Annotated in this window: 15 protein-coding genes; 4 read left to right on the top strand and 11 right to left on the bottom strand. The window is 73.7% G+C overall.

All coding sequences use genetic code 11. The features are described 5' to 3' along the window. Nucleotides 1-117: 117 nt before the first annotated feature. From OG470_RS36020 to OG470_RS36010, 3 genes are all read right to left on the bottom strand, one after another. Nucleotides 118-1,035: a cation diffusion facilitator family transporter gene (locus tag OG470_RS36020; protein ID WP_328419090.1), complete on the bottom strand. Its 918-nt coding sequence runs from the start codon at nt 1,033-1,035 to the stop codon at nt 118-120. 106 nt (nt 1,036-1,141) lie between these two features. Continuing rightward, a complete protein-coding gene (locus OG470_RS36015; RefSeq protein ID WP_328419088.1) occupies nt 1,142-3,256 on the bottom strand; it encodes a HelD family protein in 2,115 nt (704 codons plus the stop codon). Between the two features lie 107 nt (nt 3,257-3,363). Continuing rightward, on the bottom strand, nt 3,364-4,308 hold the full coding sequence (locus tag OG470_RS36010) for an alpha/beta fold hydrolase (protein WP_328419087.1): 945 nt from the start codon (nt 4,306-4,308) through the stop codon (nt 3,364-3,366). Between the two features lie 94 nt (nt 4,309-4,402). Here OG470_RS36010 and OG470_RS36005 point away from each other — a divergent pair, with 94 nt between their 5' ends. Continuing rightward, nucleotides 4,403-5,116: a carbonic anhydrase gene (locus OG470_RS36005; protein ID WP_328419086.1), complete on the top strand. Its 714-nt coding sequence runs from the start codon at nt 4,403-4,405 to the stop codon at nt 5,114-5,116. Nucleotides 5,117-5,203: 87 nt separating this feature from the next. Here OG470_RS36005 and OG470_RS36000 read toward each other — a convergent pair whose 3' ends face one another. After that, the gene (locus tag OG470_RS36000; RefSeq protein ID WP_328419085.1) at nt 5,204-5,533 is read right to left on the bottom strand and encodes a hypothetical protein; all 330 of its coding nucleotides are present in this window, start codon (nt 5,531-5,533) and stop codon (nt 5,204-5,206) included. 308 nt (nt 5,534-5,841) lie between these two features. On the opposite strand from OG470_RS36000, the gene OG470_RS35995 reads away from it, so the two are divergent. Continuing rightward, nucleotides 5,842-6,333, top strand: a complete 492-nt coding sequence (locus tag OG470_RS35995; RefSeq protein ID WP_328419084.1) for a DUF3145 domain-containing protein — start codon at nt 5,842-5,844, stop codon at nt 6,331-6,333. A 97-nt stretch (nt 6,334-6,430) separates the two neighbouring features. After that, on the top strand, nt 6,431-8,173 hold the full coding sequence (locus OG470_RS35990; protein ID WP_328419083.1) for a glycoside hydrolase family 3 protein: 1,743 nt from the start codon (nt 6,431-6,433) through the stop codon (nt 8,171-8,173). Nucleotides 8,174-8,231: 58 nt separating this feature from the next. Here OG470_RS35990 and OG470_RS35985 read toward each other — a convergent pair whose 3' ends face one another. After that, entirely contained in the window at nt 8,232-10,100 is a 1,869-nt protein-coding gene (locus OG470_RS35985) for an NAD-binding protein (protein WP_328419082.1), read from the bottom strand. Nucleotides 10,101-10,204: 104 nt separating this feature from the next. Here OG470_RS35985 and OG470_RS35980 point away from each other — a divergent pair, with 104 nt between their 5' ends. Next, a complete protein-coding gene (locus OG470_RS35980) occupies nt 10,205-10,423 on the top strand; it encodes a hypothetical protein (RefSeq protein WP_328419081.1) in 219 nt (72 codons plus the stop codon). Nucleotides 10,424-10,469: 46 nt separating this feature from the next. On the opposite strand, the gene OG470_RS35975 is transcribed toward OG470_RS35980, so the two are convergent. From OG470_RS35975 to OG470_RS35950, 6 genes are all read right to left on the bottom strand, one after another. Then, complete coding sequence (locus tag OG470_RS35975; RefSeq protein ID WP_442931235.1) at nt 10,470-11,858, bottom strand: acyl-CoA carboxylase subunit beta; 1,389 nt, start codon at nt 11,856-11,858, stop codon at nt 10,470-10,472. 59 nt (nt 11,859-11,917) lie between these two features. Next, a complete protein-coding gene (gene fabF, locus OG470_RS35970) occupies nt 11,918-13,144 on the bottom strand; it encodes a beta-ketoacyl-ACP synthase II (protein ID WP_328419079.1) in 1,227 nt (408 codons plus the stop codon). 2 nt (nt 13,145-13,146) lie between these two features. After that, nucleotides 13,147-13,386, bottom strand: a complete 240-nt coding sequence (locus OG470_RS35965; RefSeq protein WP_053653162.1) for an acyl carrier protein — start codon at nt 13,384-13,386, stop codon at nt 13,147-13,149. Between the two features lie 86 nt (nt 13,387-13,472). Then, nucleotides 13,473-14,417, bottom strand: coding sequence for a beta-ketoacyl-ACP synthase III (locus OG470_RS35960; protein WP_328419078.1), 945 nt, complete (start codon nt 14,415-14,417; stop codon nt 13,473-13,475). Beyond that, nucleotides 14,414-15,583 (bottom strand): acyltransferase domain-containing protein, encoded by a 1,170-nt coding sequence (locus tag OG470_RS35955; RefSeq protein WP_328419077.1) that lies wholly within the window; start codon nt 15,581-15,583, stop codon nt 14,414-14,416. The genes OG470_RS35960 and OG470_RS35955 overlap by 4 nt, the downstream gene beginning before the upstream one ends. A 78-nt stretch (nt 15,584-15,661) precedes the next feature. After that, nucleotides 15,662-16,966, bottom strand: coding sequence for a PucR family transcriptional regulator (locus OG470_RS35950; protein ID WP_386984281.1), 1,305 nt, complete (start codon nt 16,964-16,966; stop codon nt 15,662-15,664). Nucleotides 16,967-16,978 lie beyond the last annotated feature (12 nt).

The following is a 16,978-nucleotide window of genomic DNA, read 5'->3' as shown; positions in this document are numbered from 1 at the left end:
GGAGGCCGGGACCGAGCCTACCGGGGCCGGTGGGACTGATGCAGCCGATGTGACGGACGGTGCGTGCGTCGTCACGGTAAATTCGGGCGAAGTTGAGGAAAGCTCCAGAAAAAGGCGTTACCACCGGATCGAACCGCAGGCCCCAGGGGCGGCGCCGGGCTCGATCTGCAACGTCGCGTGCTCGATCCGGAAGTCTTCGTGCAGGGCGGTACGCGCCGCGGTGAGCACCGCGCCGACCTCCGCGTCGGGCGCCATCGTCAGGTGTGCGGAGGCCACCTCCATGCCCGAGGTGAGCGTCCAGACGTGCAGGTCGTGCACCTCGACCACGCCGGGCACCGCGGCCAGCCGGTCGTGCACGGCGGTCACCTGGAGGTGTTCCGGGGCGGCCTGCACCAGGATGCGGACCGCGGCCCGCCCCAGCCGCCAGGTGCGCGGCAGGATGAACACGCCGATGGCGACCGCGACGAGCGGGTCGGCCCACCACCAGTCCGTGACCTGGATGAGCAGCGCCGCGCCGATCACGCCGAGCGAGCCGAGCAGGTCGCCGAGCACCTCCAGGTAGGCGCCCTGGAGGTTGATGCTCTCCCGGGCACCCGAGCGGAGCAGGGCGAAGGCGGCCAGATTGGCGAGCAGGCCGAGCGTGGCCACCGCGAGCATCGGGCCGGCCAGCACCTCGTGCGGGTCGCCGAACCGGCCGATCGCCTCGATCACCACGTAGACCGCCACGCCGGAGAGCAGGACGGCGTTGGCCAGTGCGGCGAGCACCTCGAGCCGGTAGAGCCCGAAGGTGCGCTGCGGGTCGCCCGTGGTTCGCTGGGTGGCGGTGATCGCGGCGAGCGCCATCCCGATGCCGAGCACGTCGGTGAACATGTGCCCGGCGTCGGAGAGCAGGGCCAGTGAGCCGGTGTGGAAGGCGGCCACCGCTTCGACCACCATCAGGGCGGCGAGCAGCCCGAACGCCGTCCAGAGTCGGCCCCGGTGCTGGTGCGCGGCGTTGGCGACCGACGCATGGTGGTGGTCATGACCTGCGCCCACGAAACCACCCTCCGCCGTCGGTCCGGATTTGGTCAAATGTATGCGCACATCGCTATGTATGCAAGTGTAAGGCCGGCGGTCGCCCGGTGAGGGCTACCGCCGCAGGTCAGCCGATCGGGTCGATGGTGGTGAGCCGCTGAGTGGCCCGGGAGAGCGCGACGTAGAGGGTGCGCACGCCCGCGCCCGGATCCGCCCGGATCTCGCTCGGGGCGACCAGCACCACCCCGTCGTACTCCATGCCCTTGGCCTCCAGGCTGGTCACCACCTGCAGCCGCGGCGCGCCGAGCACGCCGAGCCAACCGGCGACCTCGTCGCGGCGGGGGACCGGCGTGATCACCCCGACCGTGCCCTCGACCTCGGCCAGCAGGCCGGTGGCCGCCTCCACGATCGCGGTCTCCAGCGCGGTGGGGGGCACCACCAGCTCGACCGGATCGACCCCGGTGGAGCGGACGGCTGTCGGCAGCAGCAGGTCGGGGTAGAGCCGGCGGATCTCCGCCGCCGCCACCGCGAAGATCTCCGACGAGTTGCGGTAGTTGGTGGTCAGCGTGAAATCGTGCCGCTTGCGCCGGCCCAACGCGTGGTCACGGGCCCGGTCCAGCTCCTCCGGGTCGCCGGTCCACGCGGTCTGCGCCGGATCGCCCACCACGGTCCAGGAGGCCAACCGGCCGCGCCGGCCGATCATGCGCCACTGCATCGGCGAGACGTCCTGTGCCTCGTCCACCACCACGTGCGCGTACTCCCGGTAGTCCGCCGGACGCTCCCGGGCCGACGCCCGGGCGGCCCGCTGCCGGTCGGCGAAGGTGCTCAGCTCGCGAACCCCGCCAGCGAGCTGGAACGGGTCGCGCCGCGCCCGGGCCGGCTGTGCCGGCTTGCCGAGCAACGCGTCCAACTCGTCCAGCAGCGCCACGTCGGCGATGGTCAGCCCGGCGTCGTCCAGGCCCTGGTACGCGGCGCTGAGCAGCCGGATCTCCGCCGTGGAGAGGATCCCGCCGGCGTACCGGTGCAGCCGGTCCGGCCGGGCCAGCCAGCCGAGTACGTGCCGGGGGTGCAGCCGCGGCCACCACGCCTTGAGGAACTCCCGGAACTCCGGCCGCTCGGCGATCTCCGCCTCGAACGCCGGCTGCTCCGGCAGTCGGAGGTTCATCCGCCGGGCCTGCGCCCAGAGCGCGGCGAAGACCCCGTCGAAACCGGCCCGGCGTACCTCGTTGCGTCGGGCGCCCCGGTGCAGCACGCGGTCCCGGATCCCGTCCAGCTCGGCCCGGTCCAGCCGCAGCAGTCCGCCCCGGTAGAGCAGCCGCAGCTCGCCCGGACCACCCGGCACCGCGTCCCGGACCGCCCGCTCCAGCACCCGGCGCATCCGCAACGAGCCCTTCACCGAGGCCACCTCGGGCGGGTCGGTGCGGGTGGCGGTCATCCCCGGGAAGAGGGTGCCCAGCGAGTGCAGGGTCGCGGTGTCCTCACCGAGCGAGGGCAGCACCGAGGCGATGTACTCGACGAAGACCGAGGACGGGCCGACCACCAGGATGCCGCCCCCGGCGTACCGGCTGCGGTCGGAGTAGAGCAGGTACGCGGCCCGGTGCAGGGCCACCGCCGTCTTGCCGGTGCCCGGGCCGCCGGCGACGATCGTCACCCCGGAGCCGGGCGACCGGATCGCCTCGTCCTGCTCCTGCTGGATGGTCGCCACGATGTCGCGCATGCCCCGGCCGGTGGCCCGGGACAGGGTGGCCAGCAGCGCGCCGTCGCCCACCACCGTCATCCCCTCCGGGGCGGCGGTCGGGTCCAGCAGGTCGTCCTCGATCCGGGTGACCCGCTCGTTGCGGGACTGGATCGTGCGGCGGCGCACCACGCCCTGCGGCTGGGCCGGGGTGGCCTGGTAGAAGGCGGCGGCGGCCGGCGCCCGCCAGTCGACGACCAGCGTGGTGGCGTCCTCGTCGCGGATGCCGAGCCGCCCGACGTGCAGCACCTGTCGGTCCCGCAGGTCCAGCCGGCCGAAGACCAGCCCCTCGTGCTCGGCGTCCAGGGTGTGCCGCCGTTGCGCGGCGTGGAAGACCATCGCGTCGCGCTCGACCAGCGCGCCGAACGTGCCCACCCGGGCCATCCGGTAGCCGTCCCGCTCGGCGCGGACCGCCGATTGCCGTAACTCGGCCAGTCGGGCGTACACCCGGTCGAGGTGCCGTTGCTCGACGGCGATCTCCTGCTCCAGGGTGGTCTGGTCGGTCAACGCACGCTCCTTCGATGTCGCCGGCAAGCGGCGCGAACCGCGCGGGCCAACCGCAGAAGGGTACGGCCCTCGGCCAGGCCCGCCGCGCCCGAGGTGCGGGAACGTGGTCAGGCACCCGCCCCGATGACGCTCGCGCCGCTCGCGGGTGGCGACGGCTCGGCGAGCACCTGGCGCAGGACGCCGGTCAGCGCTGCGTTCACCTCGTCCGGACGTTCCATCATCAGCATGTGCCCAGCACCCGGGCAGACGGTCAACTCGGTGGCCGGCAGGACCTCGGCGATCGACTCGGCGCACGGCGGTGGGGTCAGCCGGTCCCGGTCGCCGACCAGGGCGGCCGCCGGCAGGTGGGCGAGCGCGGCGAGGGTGTCCAGCCGGTGCTGGGTGCCGATCGAGGCGCGGAACCCGCCGATCGAGCGCAGCGAGGCGCGGGCCACCGCCGAGGTCACCAACCGGATGTCGGCCGGCTCGCAGCGGTCGCCGAAGAGCATCCACCGGATGCTCGGTTGCAGAGCGCGTAGCAGCGCCCGGGGCGGTCGCCACGAGCCGCACCGGGCCAGCACTCCGGCGCCGGTCGTCTCGGCCAGCCGGATCAGCCGGGCGATCCGCGGCGAGAGCCCGTAGACGGTGTGCGTGTGCCCCTCGGCGGTGGTCGAGACGAAGACCAGGCCGGCGGTGCGGGCCGCGAAGTGCGCGGGGTGGCGGTGCGCGTACTCCATGATCGTCATGCCGCCCATCGAGTGCCCGACCAGGACGACCCGCCCGACCGGCGCCACCGCGTCGATCACCGCGGCCAGGTCGTCGCCGAGCTGGGCCAGGGTGGCCGTGGGCAGCGCCATGCAGCTGGACCGGCCGTGCCCCCGCGCGTCATAGGTGATCACCCGCACCGCGCCGCCGGCCGGCTCGGTGAGCGCGTCGACCTGGCGGTGCCAGCTGCGCCCGTCCAGTGTCCAACCGTGCAGCAGAATGGCGGTGACCTGGGCATCCGTCGGCCCCGTCGCCTCGACGTGGAGCCGCACCTCATCAGGCAGACCGACCTCGAACCGCTCCGGCATCGCCACCTCCCCAGGGCCGTCCGGTACCACGAGCACCGGGATACCCGGCGGTAACACCGGCTACCCGCCATCGCACCACGTCAATCGCGTCCGTGTGAACATTCCCGACCGCGCCCGTGGCAGCCCGGCTCGGGCCAAGCTGGACGGCATGGGGTCGTCGGGGGCAACGCCCGGCCCGCCGCTGGGCGGACCTTCCGCACAGGGGCGACAGGCCGGGGGTACGCCCCGCGCCGCGCTGGCCGAGCTGCTCGCCGGTAATCGGCGGTTCGTCAGCGGCCAGCCGGTGCACGGTCACGACGTGACAGCCGCCGCGGCCGCCGCATCCGGCGACCAGCAGCCGTACGCCGTGGTGCTCGGCTGCATCGACTCGCGGGTGCCACTGGAGGCGATCTTCGACCAGACCTTCGGTGCGATCTGCGTGATCCGCACCGGCGGGCACGTGCTCGACCGCGCGGTGTGCGGCTCGATCGAGTACGTGGTCGGCCAGCTCGGCGTACCGCTGGTGATGGTGCTCGGCCACGAACGGTGCGGCGCGGTGGAGGCCGCGGTGGACGCGCTGCGCAGCGGGGTGCGTCCCGGTGGCTCACTCGCGCACCTGGTGGACGAGATCGCCCCGGCGGTGACCGAGGCGGGGCTGAACGATCCGGCGGTGCATCCGCTGGCGATCCGCCGGCACGTCCGGCGCACGGTACAGACCCTGCGCGCCGACGACCTGCTGGTGGGGCCGGTCGCCGCCGGCCAGGTCGCCGTGGTCGGCGGGCTCTACGACCTGGCCACCGGTGAGGTCGCCCTGCTGGACCCGGCCTGAACCCCGGTCACTCCGGCGGGGCCGGACGCGAAACCGCCCGCCGGGAACTCCCGGCGGGCGGTTTCCGATGATGCGGTGGGGGAGGGCTCAGCCCTCGAAGACGCCGGCCGCGACCAGGCGCTTCTCGGTCGCCTCCCAGCCGTCACCCGGGTGGGTCTCGGCCAGGTTGTTGATCTCCGCCCGGATCTTGGCGGCGTGGCCGGCGGCGGCCAGCACACGGATCTCCTCGACGAAAGCGTCGGAGTCGGTGCGCAGGTGCGCGGTCTTGCCGTTGGTCAGGTTCCGCACGTAGGCGTGCTTGCCGCCGTTGAGCGGGATGAGGTACTTGAACTCGCCCAGCACGCTGAGGGCGCCACCCTGGCCAGCCTGGCCGGCCCGGACGGACGCGCGCGCGGTCTTAGAGGTGTTGCTCGCCACGGAGGTACTCCTTGCAAGACGTACGGGAGGACTGGACGTCCGGGGGCTGTGTGCGGGGCGACACTGGGTCGGCCCGCGAAGGTGAAACGCGGCAGAAGCCGCCGATGGAACTGTACATGACCACGACATCATGCTGGTCGTCGCGGTGTCCTGAGGGGTAACGGAGACCACCCGTCCGGCTATTCCGACCGGCGATTTTTCCGATTCCCTGGCGCAACATCCGTCACACGAGTCATCATGTGTTGCAGCAACCACCTGGGTGGACGAGGTCGTAGGGGAAGACGCACCTCGCTCTCCGGGAGGTCACCGTGCCAACGCGTGGCGTCGTATACGTCCACTCGACCCCGCTCGCCGTGTGCTCGCACGTCGAGTGGGCGATCGCGCGCGTCCTAGCCGCGCCGGTCAACCTGCAGTGGACGGCTCAGCCCGTCGACCCCGGCGTACGCCGGGCCGAATGCGGGTGGACCGGTCGTCCGGGGACGGGCGCCGAGCTGGCTGCTGCCCTTCGGCAGTGGCCCATGATCCGTTTCGAGGTGACCGAGGAGCCGAGTCCCGGCGCCGACGGCGAGCGCTTCATGTACGTGCCGGCACGCGGCCTGTTCCGGGCCACCGTCGGTGCGGCCGGCGACATCCAACTCGGCGAGGACCGGCTGCGGGCACTGATGACCGGCGCCCGCGCCCCGGAGGCGCTGGCGCACGCCCTCGACAAGGCGCTCGGCACCGCGTGGGACGCCGACCTGGAGCCCTACCGGTACGCCGGCGACGGCGCCCCGGTGACCTTGCTCACCCGGGTCGGCTGACCCGGCACCCGGCCACCTGCCCGCACGTCGTCGGGGCGGTGACGCGGGGCGGCTGGCCAGTAAGGTCAAGTTGCCCCGATAAGGGTGAACTGGTGGGATGGGCGACGTGTCGATTCGCCCGCGCCGCGCAAGCGTCGCCGTCGCCGCCCTGACCGCCCTTCTCGTCTCCGGCTGCTCGGGTTCGCCGGACCGCCCCGCCCCGACGCCCGGCCCGGGCGGTACGTCCGCCGGCCCAAGCGCTCCCGGCGCGACACCGACCGGTGACCCGGCCGACCCGGCCGTACGGGCCGCCGCGCTGGTCGCCACGCTGCCCGACGAGGATCTGGTCGGCCAGGTGCTGATGCCGTACGCCTACGGCGACTCGGCGACGAAGGTCTCACCCGGCTCTGCGGCCGGCAACCGGGCGCTGGCCGGGGTCGACACCCCAGCCGAGATGATCGCCAAGTACCGGCTGGGCGGGCTGATCCTGGTCGGGTTCAGCGCCGACGACCCGACCAAGGGCAACCAGGAGACCAGCAACGTCGACAACCCGAAGCAGGTGCACGAGCTGACCGGTGGGCTGCGCGCCGCCGCCGGCCGGCTCGCCGCCGGCCCGGCACCCTTCCTGATCGGCACCGACCAGGAGTACGGCGTTGTCACCCGGGTCACCGACGGGGTCACCGTGCTGCCCAGCGCCCTCGCGGCCGGGGCGGCCGGCAACCCGGCGCTCACTGAGGCCGCGTGGCGGGCCGCCGGCACCGAGCTGGCCGCCATGGGGATCAACGTCGACTTCGCTCCGGTGGCCGACGTGCTGGCCACCCGCAGCGCGGTGATCGGCTCCCGGTCGTACGGCGCGGACCCGAAGCAGGCCGCCGCGCAGGTCGGGGGCGCGGTCCGTGGCCTGCAGGCGGCCGGGGTCGCGGCCACCTTGAAGCACTTCCCGGGACACGGCCACAGCGCCGACGACTCGCACCAGGACCTGCCCGTGCTCAGCCAGTCCGCGGCTGCGCTGCAGAGCGGCGCGTGGCCGCCGTTCACCGCCGGGATCGACGCCGGGGCGATGGCGGTGATGTCCGGCCACCTGGACGCGCGGGCCATCGACCCGGGCACCCCGGCGACCTTCTCGCACAAGCTGCTCACCGACGTGCTGCGTGGTCAGCTCGGCTTCAAGGGCGTGGTGATCACCGACGGCATGAACATGCCGCCGGCGAAGCGCTGGGCGCCCGGCGAGGCCGCCGTCCGGGCGCTGAACGCCGGCAACGACCTGATCCTGATGACCCCGAACGTCGGTCAGGCGTACGACGGGCTGCTCGCCGCGCTGCGCGGCGGGTCGCTGGCCCGGCCCCGGCTGGTCGAGGCGGTCACCCGGGTGCTGACCATGAAGTTCCGGCTGGCGGCGCTCCCGCCCGCGCAGATGTCCACGCTCAACGCCCCGGCGCACCGCGCGGCGGCGGACGCGCTGGCCGCTGGCGCCGTCACCGTGCTGAAGGGCGCCTGCGGTGGCGCGGTGCGCGGACCGGTCACCGTCACCTCGTCCGGCGGCCGGGACGGCACCCGGGCCGCGCTCACCGCCGCGCTGACCGCCGCCGGGGTGCCGGTCAAGCCCAGCGGCGGCACGGTGGTGCACCTGGTCGGCTACGGCGACGGCACCGGCGACCTGCGCGCCGACGCCGCGGTCACCGTGGCCATGGACACCCCGTACGTCCTGGCCACGGCGGCGTCGCCGACGCTGCTGGCCACGTACTCCTCCAGCCGGGCGTCGATGACCGCGCTGGCCGCCGTGCTGGCCGGCAAGGCCCGCCCCGGCGGCCGGTCCCCGGTGGCCGTACCCGGGCTGCCCGCCACCACCTGCGCGGCCTGACCGATCGCGCCGGTTGCGCCGGCCGCCGGCAGCACCTGGGCGGCACCGCCCCTCCGGGTCAGCGGCCGTCCCCGGCCACCGGCCGGTCGATGGCGGCATCACCGGTGGGCGGGCGTGGCGGCGCGGTGTCCGTGCCCGTCCGGCGTGGCGCCGGTGGGGTGAGCAACCGCAACGGCGTCCCACCGACCGTGCCCGGCGACATCGGCGGCGGATCGTCGCTCGGCACCGTCCGTGCCAGCAGGGCCGCCAACCCGGCCCGGGTGGCAACGACCAGCAGCCGGTCGGTGCGCACCAGTGGCCGCCGCTGCGGCAGGGTCCAGATGGTCTGCCCCACCCGGCCAGTTCGCATGGCGATCACCCGGGCCTCGCGCGGACGGCTGATCTGCGGGCAGAACGTGCCCTCCACATCCGAGCCGGCCCCGACCGGCAGTTCGGCGACCAGCAGGACGCGCCGCCCCACCGAGATCGTGTCGATCACCTCACGGCCCATCATGGCCGCCGCGAACGCTGGTGCGGCCAGGTAGGAGACACTCCGTGAGTGGTTGATCCCGAAGGCGCGCTGCACCCGCTGCGCGAACCCCTCGTCGAACAGCCGCAGCACCACCCGCAGTGGAGCCGCCGTCTCGCCCGCCGCCGCGCGGTGCAGCGAGCGCCCGAGGAGCGCGGTCTCCAGGTTGGTCACGTCGTCGGCGCAGAGCACCACCAGCGCCCGGCAGGTCGACACGGACGCCGCCCGCAACGTCTCCGGGCTGGACGCGTCGCCGATCAGGACCGGAATTCCCAGCTCCCGGGCCACCGCCACGCCACGGGCCGTCGTCGCCCGGTCCACCGCCACCACGGTCAGGCCGAACGAGTGCAACTCCTGCACCACCCGGGTGCCGACGTTGCCCAGCCCGACCACGATCACGTGGTCGTCGAGCGGGTCGGTGAGCCGACCGGCCGCAACCGCCAGCCGGGCCCGCACCACCGAATCGACCACCAGCGCGGTCACCGTGGGGACCAGCGCCACGCCGGTGACCACCAGCAGCAGGGCGGTGATCTTCTCCACCGGTGATCCGGCCGGGTCCGCGTCCGCGCTGCCCAGGGCGGTCAGCAGCGTCAGGTAGCCGGCCTGCACCGGGTCCAGGTCCCGGGCCTGCCCAAGCAGCACGCTGCCAACGGCGAGCACCGCGGCTGTCGCGCCCAGCGCCAGGCGCAGGCGCCGGCCGAGTACCAACCGGGCGGTCCGCAGCAGCCGGCGGCGCGGTGGGGCCGGCGCCGACCGCCGGCGGCCGTACGCCCGCACCAGCACCAGGTCGGCTGCGTCCTCGTCCGCGGGGAGGGTGACCGGCTCGGGGCCGCTGGTGTCGGCCAGCGCACAGACCACGTCCGCCGTGGCAGGGTCGAGCGCGGCGCGGCTGGCTGTTCGCAGCAGCTCGTCGTCGGGCAACCGCAGGTAGGTCGGCGTGTCATCGCCGAGCGTCGCGGCCACGAACGCCGGAGCGGCGATCTCCGACCCGGACAGCACCGCGCAGTCACCGAGCATGGTCGCCACGCCCTCGCCGAGCACCGGGTTGAACAGCCGCACGACGATCCGCACATCCGGATCGAACTCCCGGACGATCAGCGCGGCATCCACGTTGGCCACGTCGTCCGCGCTCACCAGCGCGACCGCGGCGGCCCCGCACACGCCCACCCGCTGCAGCACCTCGCTGGTCAGCCGGCGGGCCACCACCACCTCGGGGCGGAGGTCTGCGGCGGCCTCGGCGGCGAACTCGGCGATGTCCGGGGCGTGGTTGTCGGTCAGCGACGGCAACACCACGGTCACCGCCACGCCGTACCGGTCGACCAGTTCGTTGACCAGCCGGCGGGCCAGTGCGTTGTCCCCGCAGACCACGAACCGCCGACCGGAATCCAGATCGACGCCGTCCGCGCTCTCGTCGGGCACGCCCGCATGGTAGCCGTCGGCAACCAGTCCGCCGGGTCCCTGCGGTGGGCGGGAGTCGGGAAACCGGTCGCGCCGACCACCCCGGGTCTGGCACGGTCGCGGCCATGAGTCAGGCGCGGGACTTCGAATGGGTGGAACGGGCCGACGGCACGGTGGTGATCACGCACCACGGGCGGGTGGCCACCACGCTGCGCGGCGGCCGGGCGGCGGAGTTCCTCGCCGAGGTGGACGACGACCCGCAGCTGGTGATGGCCCGCTGGACCGGCAACTACCGCCGGGGCAACGAGCGCACCGCCAAACAGCACCCCCGCAACCGGGCCTGAACGTCAGAAAGGACCCCTTCACAAGAAGGGGCCCTTTCGCACACCGCTACAGCGGGATGTTGCCGTGCGCACCGCGGGCGGCCGGAGCGGCGGCCAGCGCCTCGGCGATCCGCCGGCGGGTCTCCGCCGGCTTGATCACGTCGTCCACCACGCCGATCTCCAGCGCCCGGTTGACCCCGCCCGCCGTGCGGGTCTGCTCCTCGATCAGCTGCGCGCGCAGCGTCTCCCGCTCCTCCGCCGGAGCGGCCGCCAGCTTCTTGCGGTACAGGATGTTGACCGCCGCGCTGGCACCCATCACCGCGACCTCCGCGTTCGGCCAGGCGAAGACCGCGGTGGCACCCAGCGAGCGGGAGTTCATCGCGATGTACGCGCCGCCGTACGCCTTGCGGGTCACCAGGGTCACCCGCGGCACCACCGCCTCGGCGAACGCGTGCAGCAGCTTCGCACCGCGCCGCACCACGCCGTCCCACTCCTGACCGAGGCCGGGAAGGTAGCCGGGCACGTCGACCAGCACGATCAGCGGCACGCCCAGCGCATCGCACATCCGCACGAACCGGGCCGCCTTCTCCGCGCTGGACGCGTCCAGGCAACCACCCAGGCGCAGCGGGTTGTTGGCGATCACACCGACCGTCCGGCCGCCGAACCGGCCCAGCGTCGTCACCACGTTCGGCGCCCACTTGGCGTGCAACTCCACACCAGGGGCGTCGAGCAGCGCCTTGACCACCGGCTTGACGTCGTACGCCCGGTTGGTCTCGGCCGGCATCTTGGCCGCCAGGTCGTGCCCGTCGGCGTCGGTGGCCGGCACGTCGTCGGGGGAGAGCCGGCCCTGGTGGCCGAGCAGCGCGGCGAGCTTGCGCGACTCGGTCATCGCCGCCTCGTCGTCGACGCAGGTCACGTGCACCACCCCGGAGCGCCGGCCGTGCGGCTCGGGGCCACCCAGGCGCTCCATGTCGACCTGCTCTCCGGTGACGCTACGGACCACCTCGGGCCCGGTCACGAAGATCCGCCCGGCGCCGCTCATCACCACGATGTCGGTCAGCGCCGGCCCGTACGCCGCACCACCCGCCGCCGGCCCGAGCACCACGGAGATCTGCGGCACCCGGCCCGACGCGCGGACCATTGCCGCGAAGACCTGCCCCACCGCGTCGAGCGCGACCACGCCCTCGGCCAGCCGCGCACCACCGGAGTGCCAGAGGCCCAGCACCGGCACCCGCTCCCGGACGGCGGTGTCGATCGCGTCGACGACGTGCCGGCACCCGTCGGTGCCCATCGCGCCGCCCATCCGGGTGGCGTCGGTGGCGTACGCGATGGCCGGCGTGCCCTCGATCTCGCCGCGCGCCCAGAGCACCCCGGAACTGTCCCGGGATGCCAGCAGGCGCAGCGAGCCGGCGTCGAACAGGGCCCGGAGCCGGACCTCGGGATCCCGGTAGTCCACGATGGATGTGTCCGCACCGACGGCGGTGGTGGTCACGTCAGCCTCCAAGGCTGTGGGTTTCAGGCCCGCGTGAAGACGAGAGCCACGTTGTGGCCGCCGAAGCCGAACGCGTTGTTCAACGCGGCGGGGATCTCCATGTGGCGCGCCTTCTGGGCGGCCACCTCCAGGGTGAGGCCGTCCTCCGGGTCGTCGAGGTTGATCGTCGGAGGAACGACACCGTCGCGGATGGCGAGGATCGTGGCGATCGACTCCAACGCGCCGGCCGCACCGAGCAGGTGACCGGTCATCGACTTGGTCGCGGCAAGCACCGGGTGATCGCCGAGCGCCTTGTGCAGCGCGCCGATCTCCAGCATGTCGCCGACCGGGGTCGAGGTGGCGTGCGCGTTGACGTGCACGATGTCCCGCTTGGCCACGTCCGCGTCCGCGATCGCCTTCGCGATGGCCCGGACGGCGCCCTCGCCCTCGGCGTGCGGCTGCACGATGTCGTACGCGTCGGAGGTGATCCCCGCGCCGGCGAGGCGCGCGTACACCCGGGCGCCCCGGGCGGCGGCGTGCTCGGCCCGCTCCAGCACCACGATGCCGGCGCCCTCGCCGAGGACGAAGCCATCGCGGCCCTTGTCCCACGGGCGGGAGGCCCGCTCCGGGTCGTCGTTGCGGGTCGACATGGCCCGCATCGAGCTGAACCCGGCGATCGGCAGCGGGTGGATGACCGCCTCGGTGCCGCCGGCCACCACCACGTCGGCCCGGCCGGCGCGGATGATGTCCAGGCCGAGCGCGATGGCCTCGGCGCCGGTGGCGCAGGCGCTGGCCACCGAGTGCACGCCGGCCTTGGCGCCCAGTTCCAGCCCGACCCAGGCGGCCGGACCGTTCGGCATCAGCATCGGGATGGTGTGCGGGGAGACCCGCCGCGGCCCGGATGCCTCCAGGATGTCGTCCTGGGCGAGCAGGGTGGTGGCGCCGCCGATGCCGGAACCGACGCTGACGGCCAGCCGCTCCCAGTCGAGGCCGGAGTCGGCCAGGCCGGCGTCCGCCCAGGCCTGCTGCGCGGCGATGATGGCGATCGCCTCCGAGCGGTCCAGCCGGCGCAGCCGGACCCGGTCCAGCACCTCGGACGGATCCACGGCCAGCTGGGCGGCGATCCGGACCGGCAGTTGCGCGGCCCACTCCTGGGTGAGGGCACTCACCCCGGAGCGGCCGGCGAGCATTGCGTCCCAGGTCGACGCGACGTCCCCGCCGAGCGGGGTCGTCGCGCCGAGCCCGGTGACGACGACGTCAGGACGACTCATGATCAGGACTGCGCCTCGATGTAGCTGACCGCGTCTCCGACGGTCTTGAGGTTCTGCACCTCGTTGTCCGGGATCTTGACGCCGAACTTCTCCTCGGCCGCCACCACGACCTCCACCATGGAGAGCGAGTCGACATCGAGGTCGTCGGTGAAGGACTTCCCCTCGGCCACGTCGTCCGGGTTCACCCCGGCAACCTCTTCGAGGATCTCGGCGAGGCCGGTGGTGATCTCGTCACGGGTCATTGCGGTTGGTTCCTTTCATCGGGGGTTCTCCAGCGGCCGGCGTCGCCAGCCGCCACTCCTCGGCGCGTACGCGCCGGAGGGGGTCTTCAGGGGCAGCGGACGACCTGACCGGCGTAGGTCAGGCCACCGCCGAAGCCGAACAGCAGCACCGGTGCGCCCGAGGGCACCTCCCGCCGCTCGACCAGCTTGGACAGGGCCAGCGGCACGCTCGCCGCCGAGGTGTTGCCGGACTCGACGATGTCCTTCGCGATGATCGCGTTGGGAATGTTGAGCCGCTTGGCGATGCCGTCGATGATCCGGCCGTTGGCCTGGTGCGGCACGAACGCGGCCAGCTCCGACGGGTCGACCCCGGCCCGCTCGCACGCCTGCAGGGCCAGCGGCGCCAGCGCGGTGGTGGCCCAGCGGAACACGGCCTGCCCCTCCTGCTGGATGTACGGCCGCCAGCCCTCGATGCGGACCGCGTCGCTCTTCTCCGGCACCGAACCCCAGATCACCGGACCGATCCCGGCCGGCTCGTCGTCGGCGGTCGCGGTGACCACCGCCGCGCCGGCGCCGTCAGCGAAGATGATGCAGGTGGAGCGGTCGGTCCAGTCGGTGAAGTCGGAGAGCTTCTCGGCGCCGATGACGATCGCGTTGCGCGATGCCCCGGCCCGGATGGCGTGGTCGACGGTGCCCAGCGCGTAGCCGAAGCCCGAGCAGGCGGTGTTGACGTCGTACGCGCCCGGCGCGGTGATGCCCAGCTTGGCGGCGACCCGGCAGGCCACGTTGGGGCTGCGGTCGACCGAGGAGCAGGTGGCGACCACGACGAGGTCGATGTCGGCGGCGGTCAGGCCGGAGTTGGCCAGCGCCTTGCCGGCGGCGGCGGTGGCCATGTCGGCCACCGTCTCACTGTCGGCGATCCGCCGGGTGACGATGCCGACCCGGTCCCGGATCCACTCGTCGTTGGTGTCCACGAGTTGGGCGATCTCGTCGTTGGTCACCACCCGGGAGGGCTGGTAGTGCCCCATCGAGACGATGCGACTGCCAGTCATGAGTGTCCTCCGATGCGGGCGAGCGGTTGGCCCGGCGCGACCGGGTCGTCGTGGTGGGCGAGCCATTCGGTGAGGACGCCGCCCTGGTGCGCGGCCACCTCGACCGGCCCCTGGCGGGTGCCGACGTGCCCGATGACCTGGCCGACGCGGATCGTCTCGCCCTCGGTCAGGTCATCGGCCGGGGCGAAGGTGCCGGCGGACGGTGCCACCACCACGCGGAACTGCATGGTGGGCTCGTGGCTGGGCGCCATGCCGTGCCGGGCGATCAGGTCGCGCGCGGCCGGCAGGTCGTCCGGGGTGTTCAGGGTGACGATCTCCGGGGCGCGGTCGCCCTTCAGCTCTCGCTTGACCAGCCCGGCGAGCGTGCCGGCCGGGGGCAGCTCGATCACGCCGGTCACCCCGAGGTCGGCCAGCGTGCGCATGCACAGATCCCAGCGCACCGGGGCGGTGACCTGGCGGACCAGGCGCTGCACCATGTCCCGGCCGTGGTTGACGGCAGCGCCGTCAAGGTTCGACAGCAGGATCCGGGCCGGGTCGGCCGGGGTGATCCCGGCGGCGACGGCGGCCAGCGCGGTCTCGGCCGGGGCCATGTACGGGGTGTGGAACGCGCCGGCCACCTGGAGCCGGATGATCCGGGTCTTCGCCGGCGGATCGGCGGCGAGCTTGTCCAGCCCGTCCAGCGCACCGGCGGCGACGATCTGCCCGGCGCCGTTGCGGTTGGCCGGGTGCAGCCCGTTTGCGGCGATCGCGGCGAGCACCTCGTCCGGGTCGCCGCCGAGGACGGCCGCCATCCCGGTCGGTTCGAGCGCGCACGCGGCAGCCATCTCCCGGCCGCGCACGCCGGCGAGGGTGATCGCGGCCTCGGCCGGCAGCACCCCGGCCAGCGCGGCGGCGCCCAGCTCGCCGACGCTGTGCCCGGCGGTGAGCGTCACGTCGTACAGCGGGAGGTGCTCGGCGGCGAGGAGGGCCGCGGCGACCAGCAGTGGCTGGGTGCGGGCGGTGTCCTTGATCTCGTCGGCGTCGGCAGCGGTGCCGAGGTGCAGCAGGTCGACCCCGGCCAACGCTGACCACCAGCGCAGGCGCGCCTCGGTGCCGGTCAGGTCGAGCCAGGGGGTCAGGAAGCCGGGTTTCTGAGAACCCTGGCCGGGACTAAGTACGGCGAGCACGCCTATGACTCTCCCGGATACGCGTGGGTAACGCTGTGCCGGCCCCGACCAAACCGCACTAGGACCTTTGGAGGGTTCCTACAAAGATCGGCGGTGGTCGTCGCCGGTTTGGGCGGATTTCCGGACGGCCGGGGTCAATGTCTGGGTCGGGACGGGCGAGGTTACCGAGACCACCGGATCCAGCCGGCCGACGGTCAGCGCCACCTGGAGGGTGAACGCGTCCCGGGGAGCCAGCGGCGAGAAGCTGGTCACGTCGGCGATCCGGCGCAGCCGGTACCGCACCGTGTTCGGATGCACGAACAACGCACGGGCGGCGCTCTCCAACGTGCCACCGGCAGCCAGGAACGCGTCCAGGGTCTCCAGCAGCTCGCCACCGGCGCGCACCAGCGTCGCGTACACGTCGTGCCGCAACCGGCGGCGGGCCTCAGCGTCGCCGGCGAGCGCCCGCTCCGGCAACAGCTCCGCGGCCAGCACCGGCCGCGGAGCGGTCGGCCACGCCGGCGCCGCCCGGAAGCCGGACAGCGCGGCCCGCGCCGACTCCGTGGCCTCGTCCAAACTGGGTACGGCCGGACCGACCACCACGGGGCCGTCGCCGAACGCGCTCAGCAGCTTGCCGGTGGCGGCCAGCGGGTCCGCCGCGCCGCCCAGCACGATCACCAGCCGGTCGCCGTGCACCCCGCCGATCACCTCCACGCCGATCCTGCGGGCCAGCCGGTAGACCACGTGCAGCACGGCGGAGACATCGCCACCGGGGGAGCGGCCCACCGCCACCGCGACCGGCGGCGCGTCCGCCCAACCCAGTGCGGCGGCCCGGCTGGCCAGCACGTCCGGCGAGTCACCGCGCAGCAGCGCGTCGACCAGCAGCGCCTGCAACCGGGCGTCCCACGCGCCGCGTGACTCGGCCGCCCGCGCGTACACCCGGGCCGCGGCGAACGCGATCTCCCGGGAGAAGCGCAGCACCGCCTCGCGCAATTGGTGCTCCTCGCCCTCGGCGGCCAGGTGTGACACCTGCTCCTCGACCACGTCGATGGTCACCTTGATCAGCGCCACGGTCTGCTGAAGGGTGATCGACCGGGCCAGCGCCTGCGGGGCGGCGGCGAAGACCTCGTCGGAGACCTCCTGGGTGCTGTCCGCCGTGCCGCCGCCCTCGCGCAGCCACTGCACCAGCGACTGAGCGCCGGCCTGGGCCACCAACATCACCCAGGAGCGCTGGTCGGCCGGCAGGGCGCGGAACCAGGGCAGCGTCTCGTCCATGCGGGCGACGCTGGCAGTGGCCAGCGACCCCGCTGCCCGCTCGATCCGGCGCAGCGTGGCCGTCAGCTCCCCACCGCCCGGCGTACTCCCCACACCACCAGCCTGGCACGTCCTGACCTGGATCTTCACGCCGGGCTGGCT

Origin of the sequence: Micromonospora sp. NBC_00389, assembly GCF_036059255.1 — a bacterium.
Taxonomy (GTDB): Bacteria; Actinomycetota; Actinomycetes; order Mycobacteriales; family Micromonosporaceae; genus Micromonospora.
The sequence above is the reverse complement of the archived record's forward strand: the minus strand, read 5'-3'. Positions and strand labels throughout refer to the sequence as shown.

Coding starts and splice junctions, on each gene's coding strand:
- OG470_RS36010 (WP_328419087.1), bottom strand. CDS start 4,308: ATGCCGGAGCGGTTCGAGGTCGGTCTGCCTGATGAGGTGCGGCTCCAC.
- OG470_RS35990 (WP_328419083.1), top strand. CDS start 6,431: ATGGGCGACGTGTCGATTCGCCCGCGCCGCGCAAGCGTCGCCGTCGCC.
- OG470_RS35980 (WP_328419081.1), top strand. CDS start 10,205: ATGAGTCAGGCGCGGGACTTCGAATGGGTGGAACGGGCCGACGGCACG.
- fabF (WP_328419079.1), bottom strand. CDS start 13,144: ATGAGTCGTCCTGACGTCGTCGTCACCGGGCTCGGCGCGACGACCCCG.
- OG470_RS35965 (WP_053653162.1), bottom strand. CDS start 13,386: ATGACCCGTGACGAGATCACCACCGGCCTCGCCGAGATCCTCGAAGAG.
- OG470_RS35960 (WP_328419078.1), bottom strand. CDS start 14,417: ATGACTGGCAGTCGCATCGTCTCGATGGGGCACTACCAGCCCTCCCGG.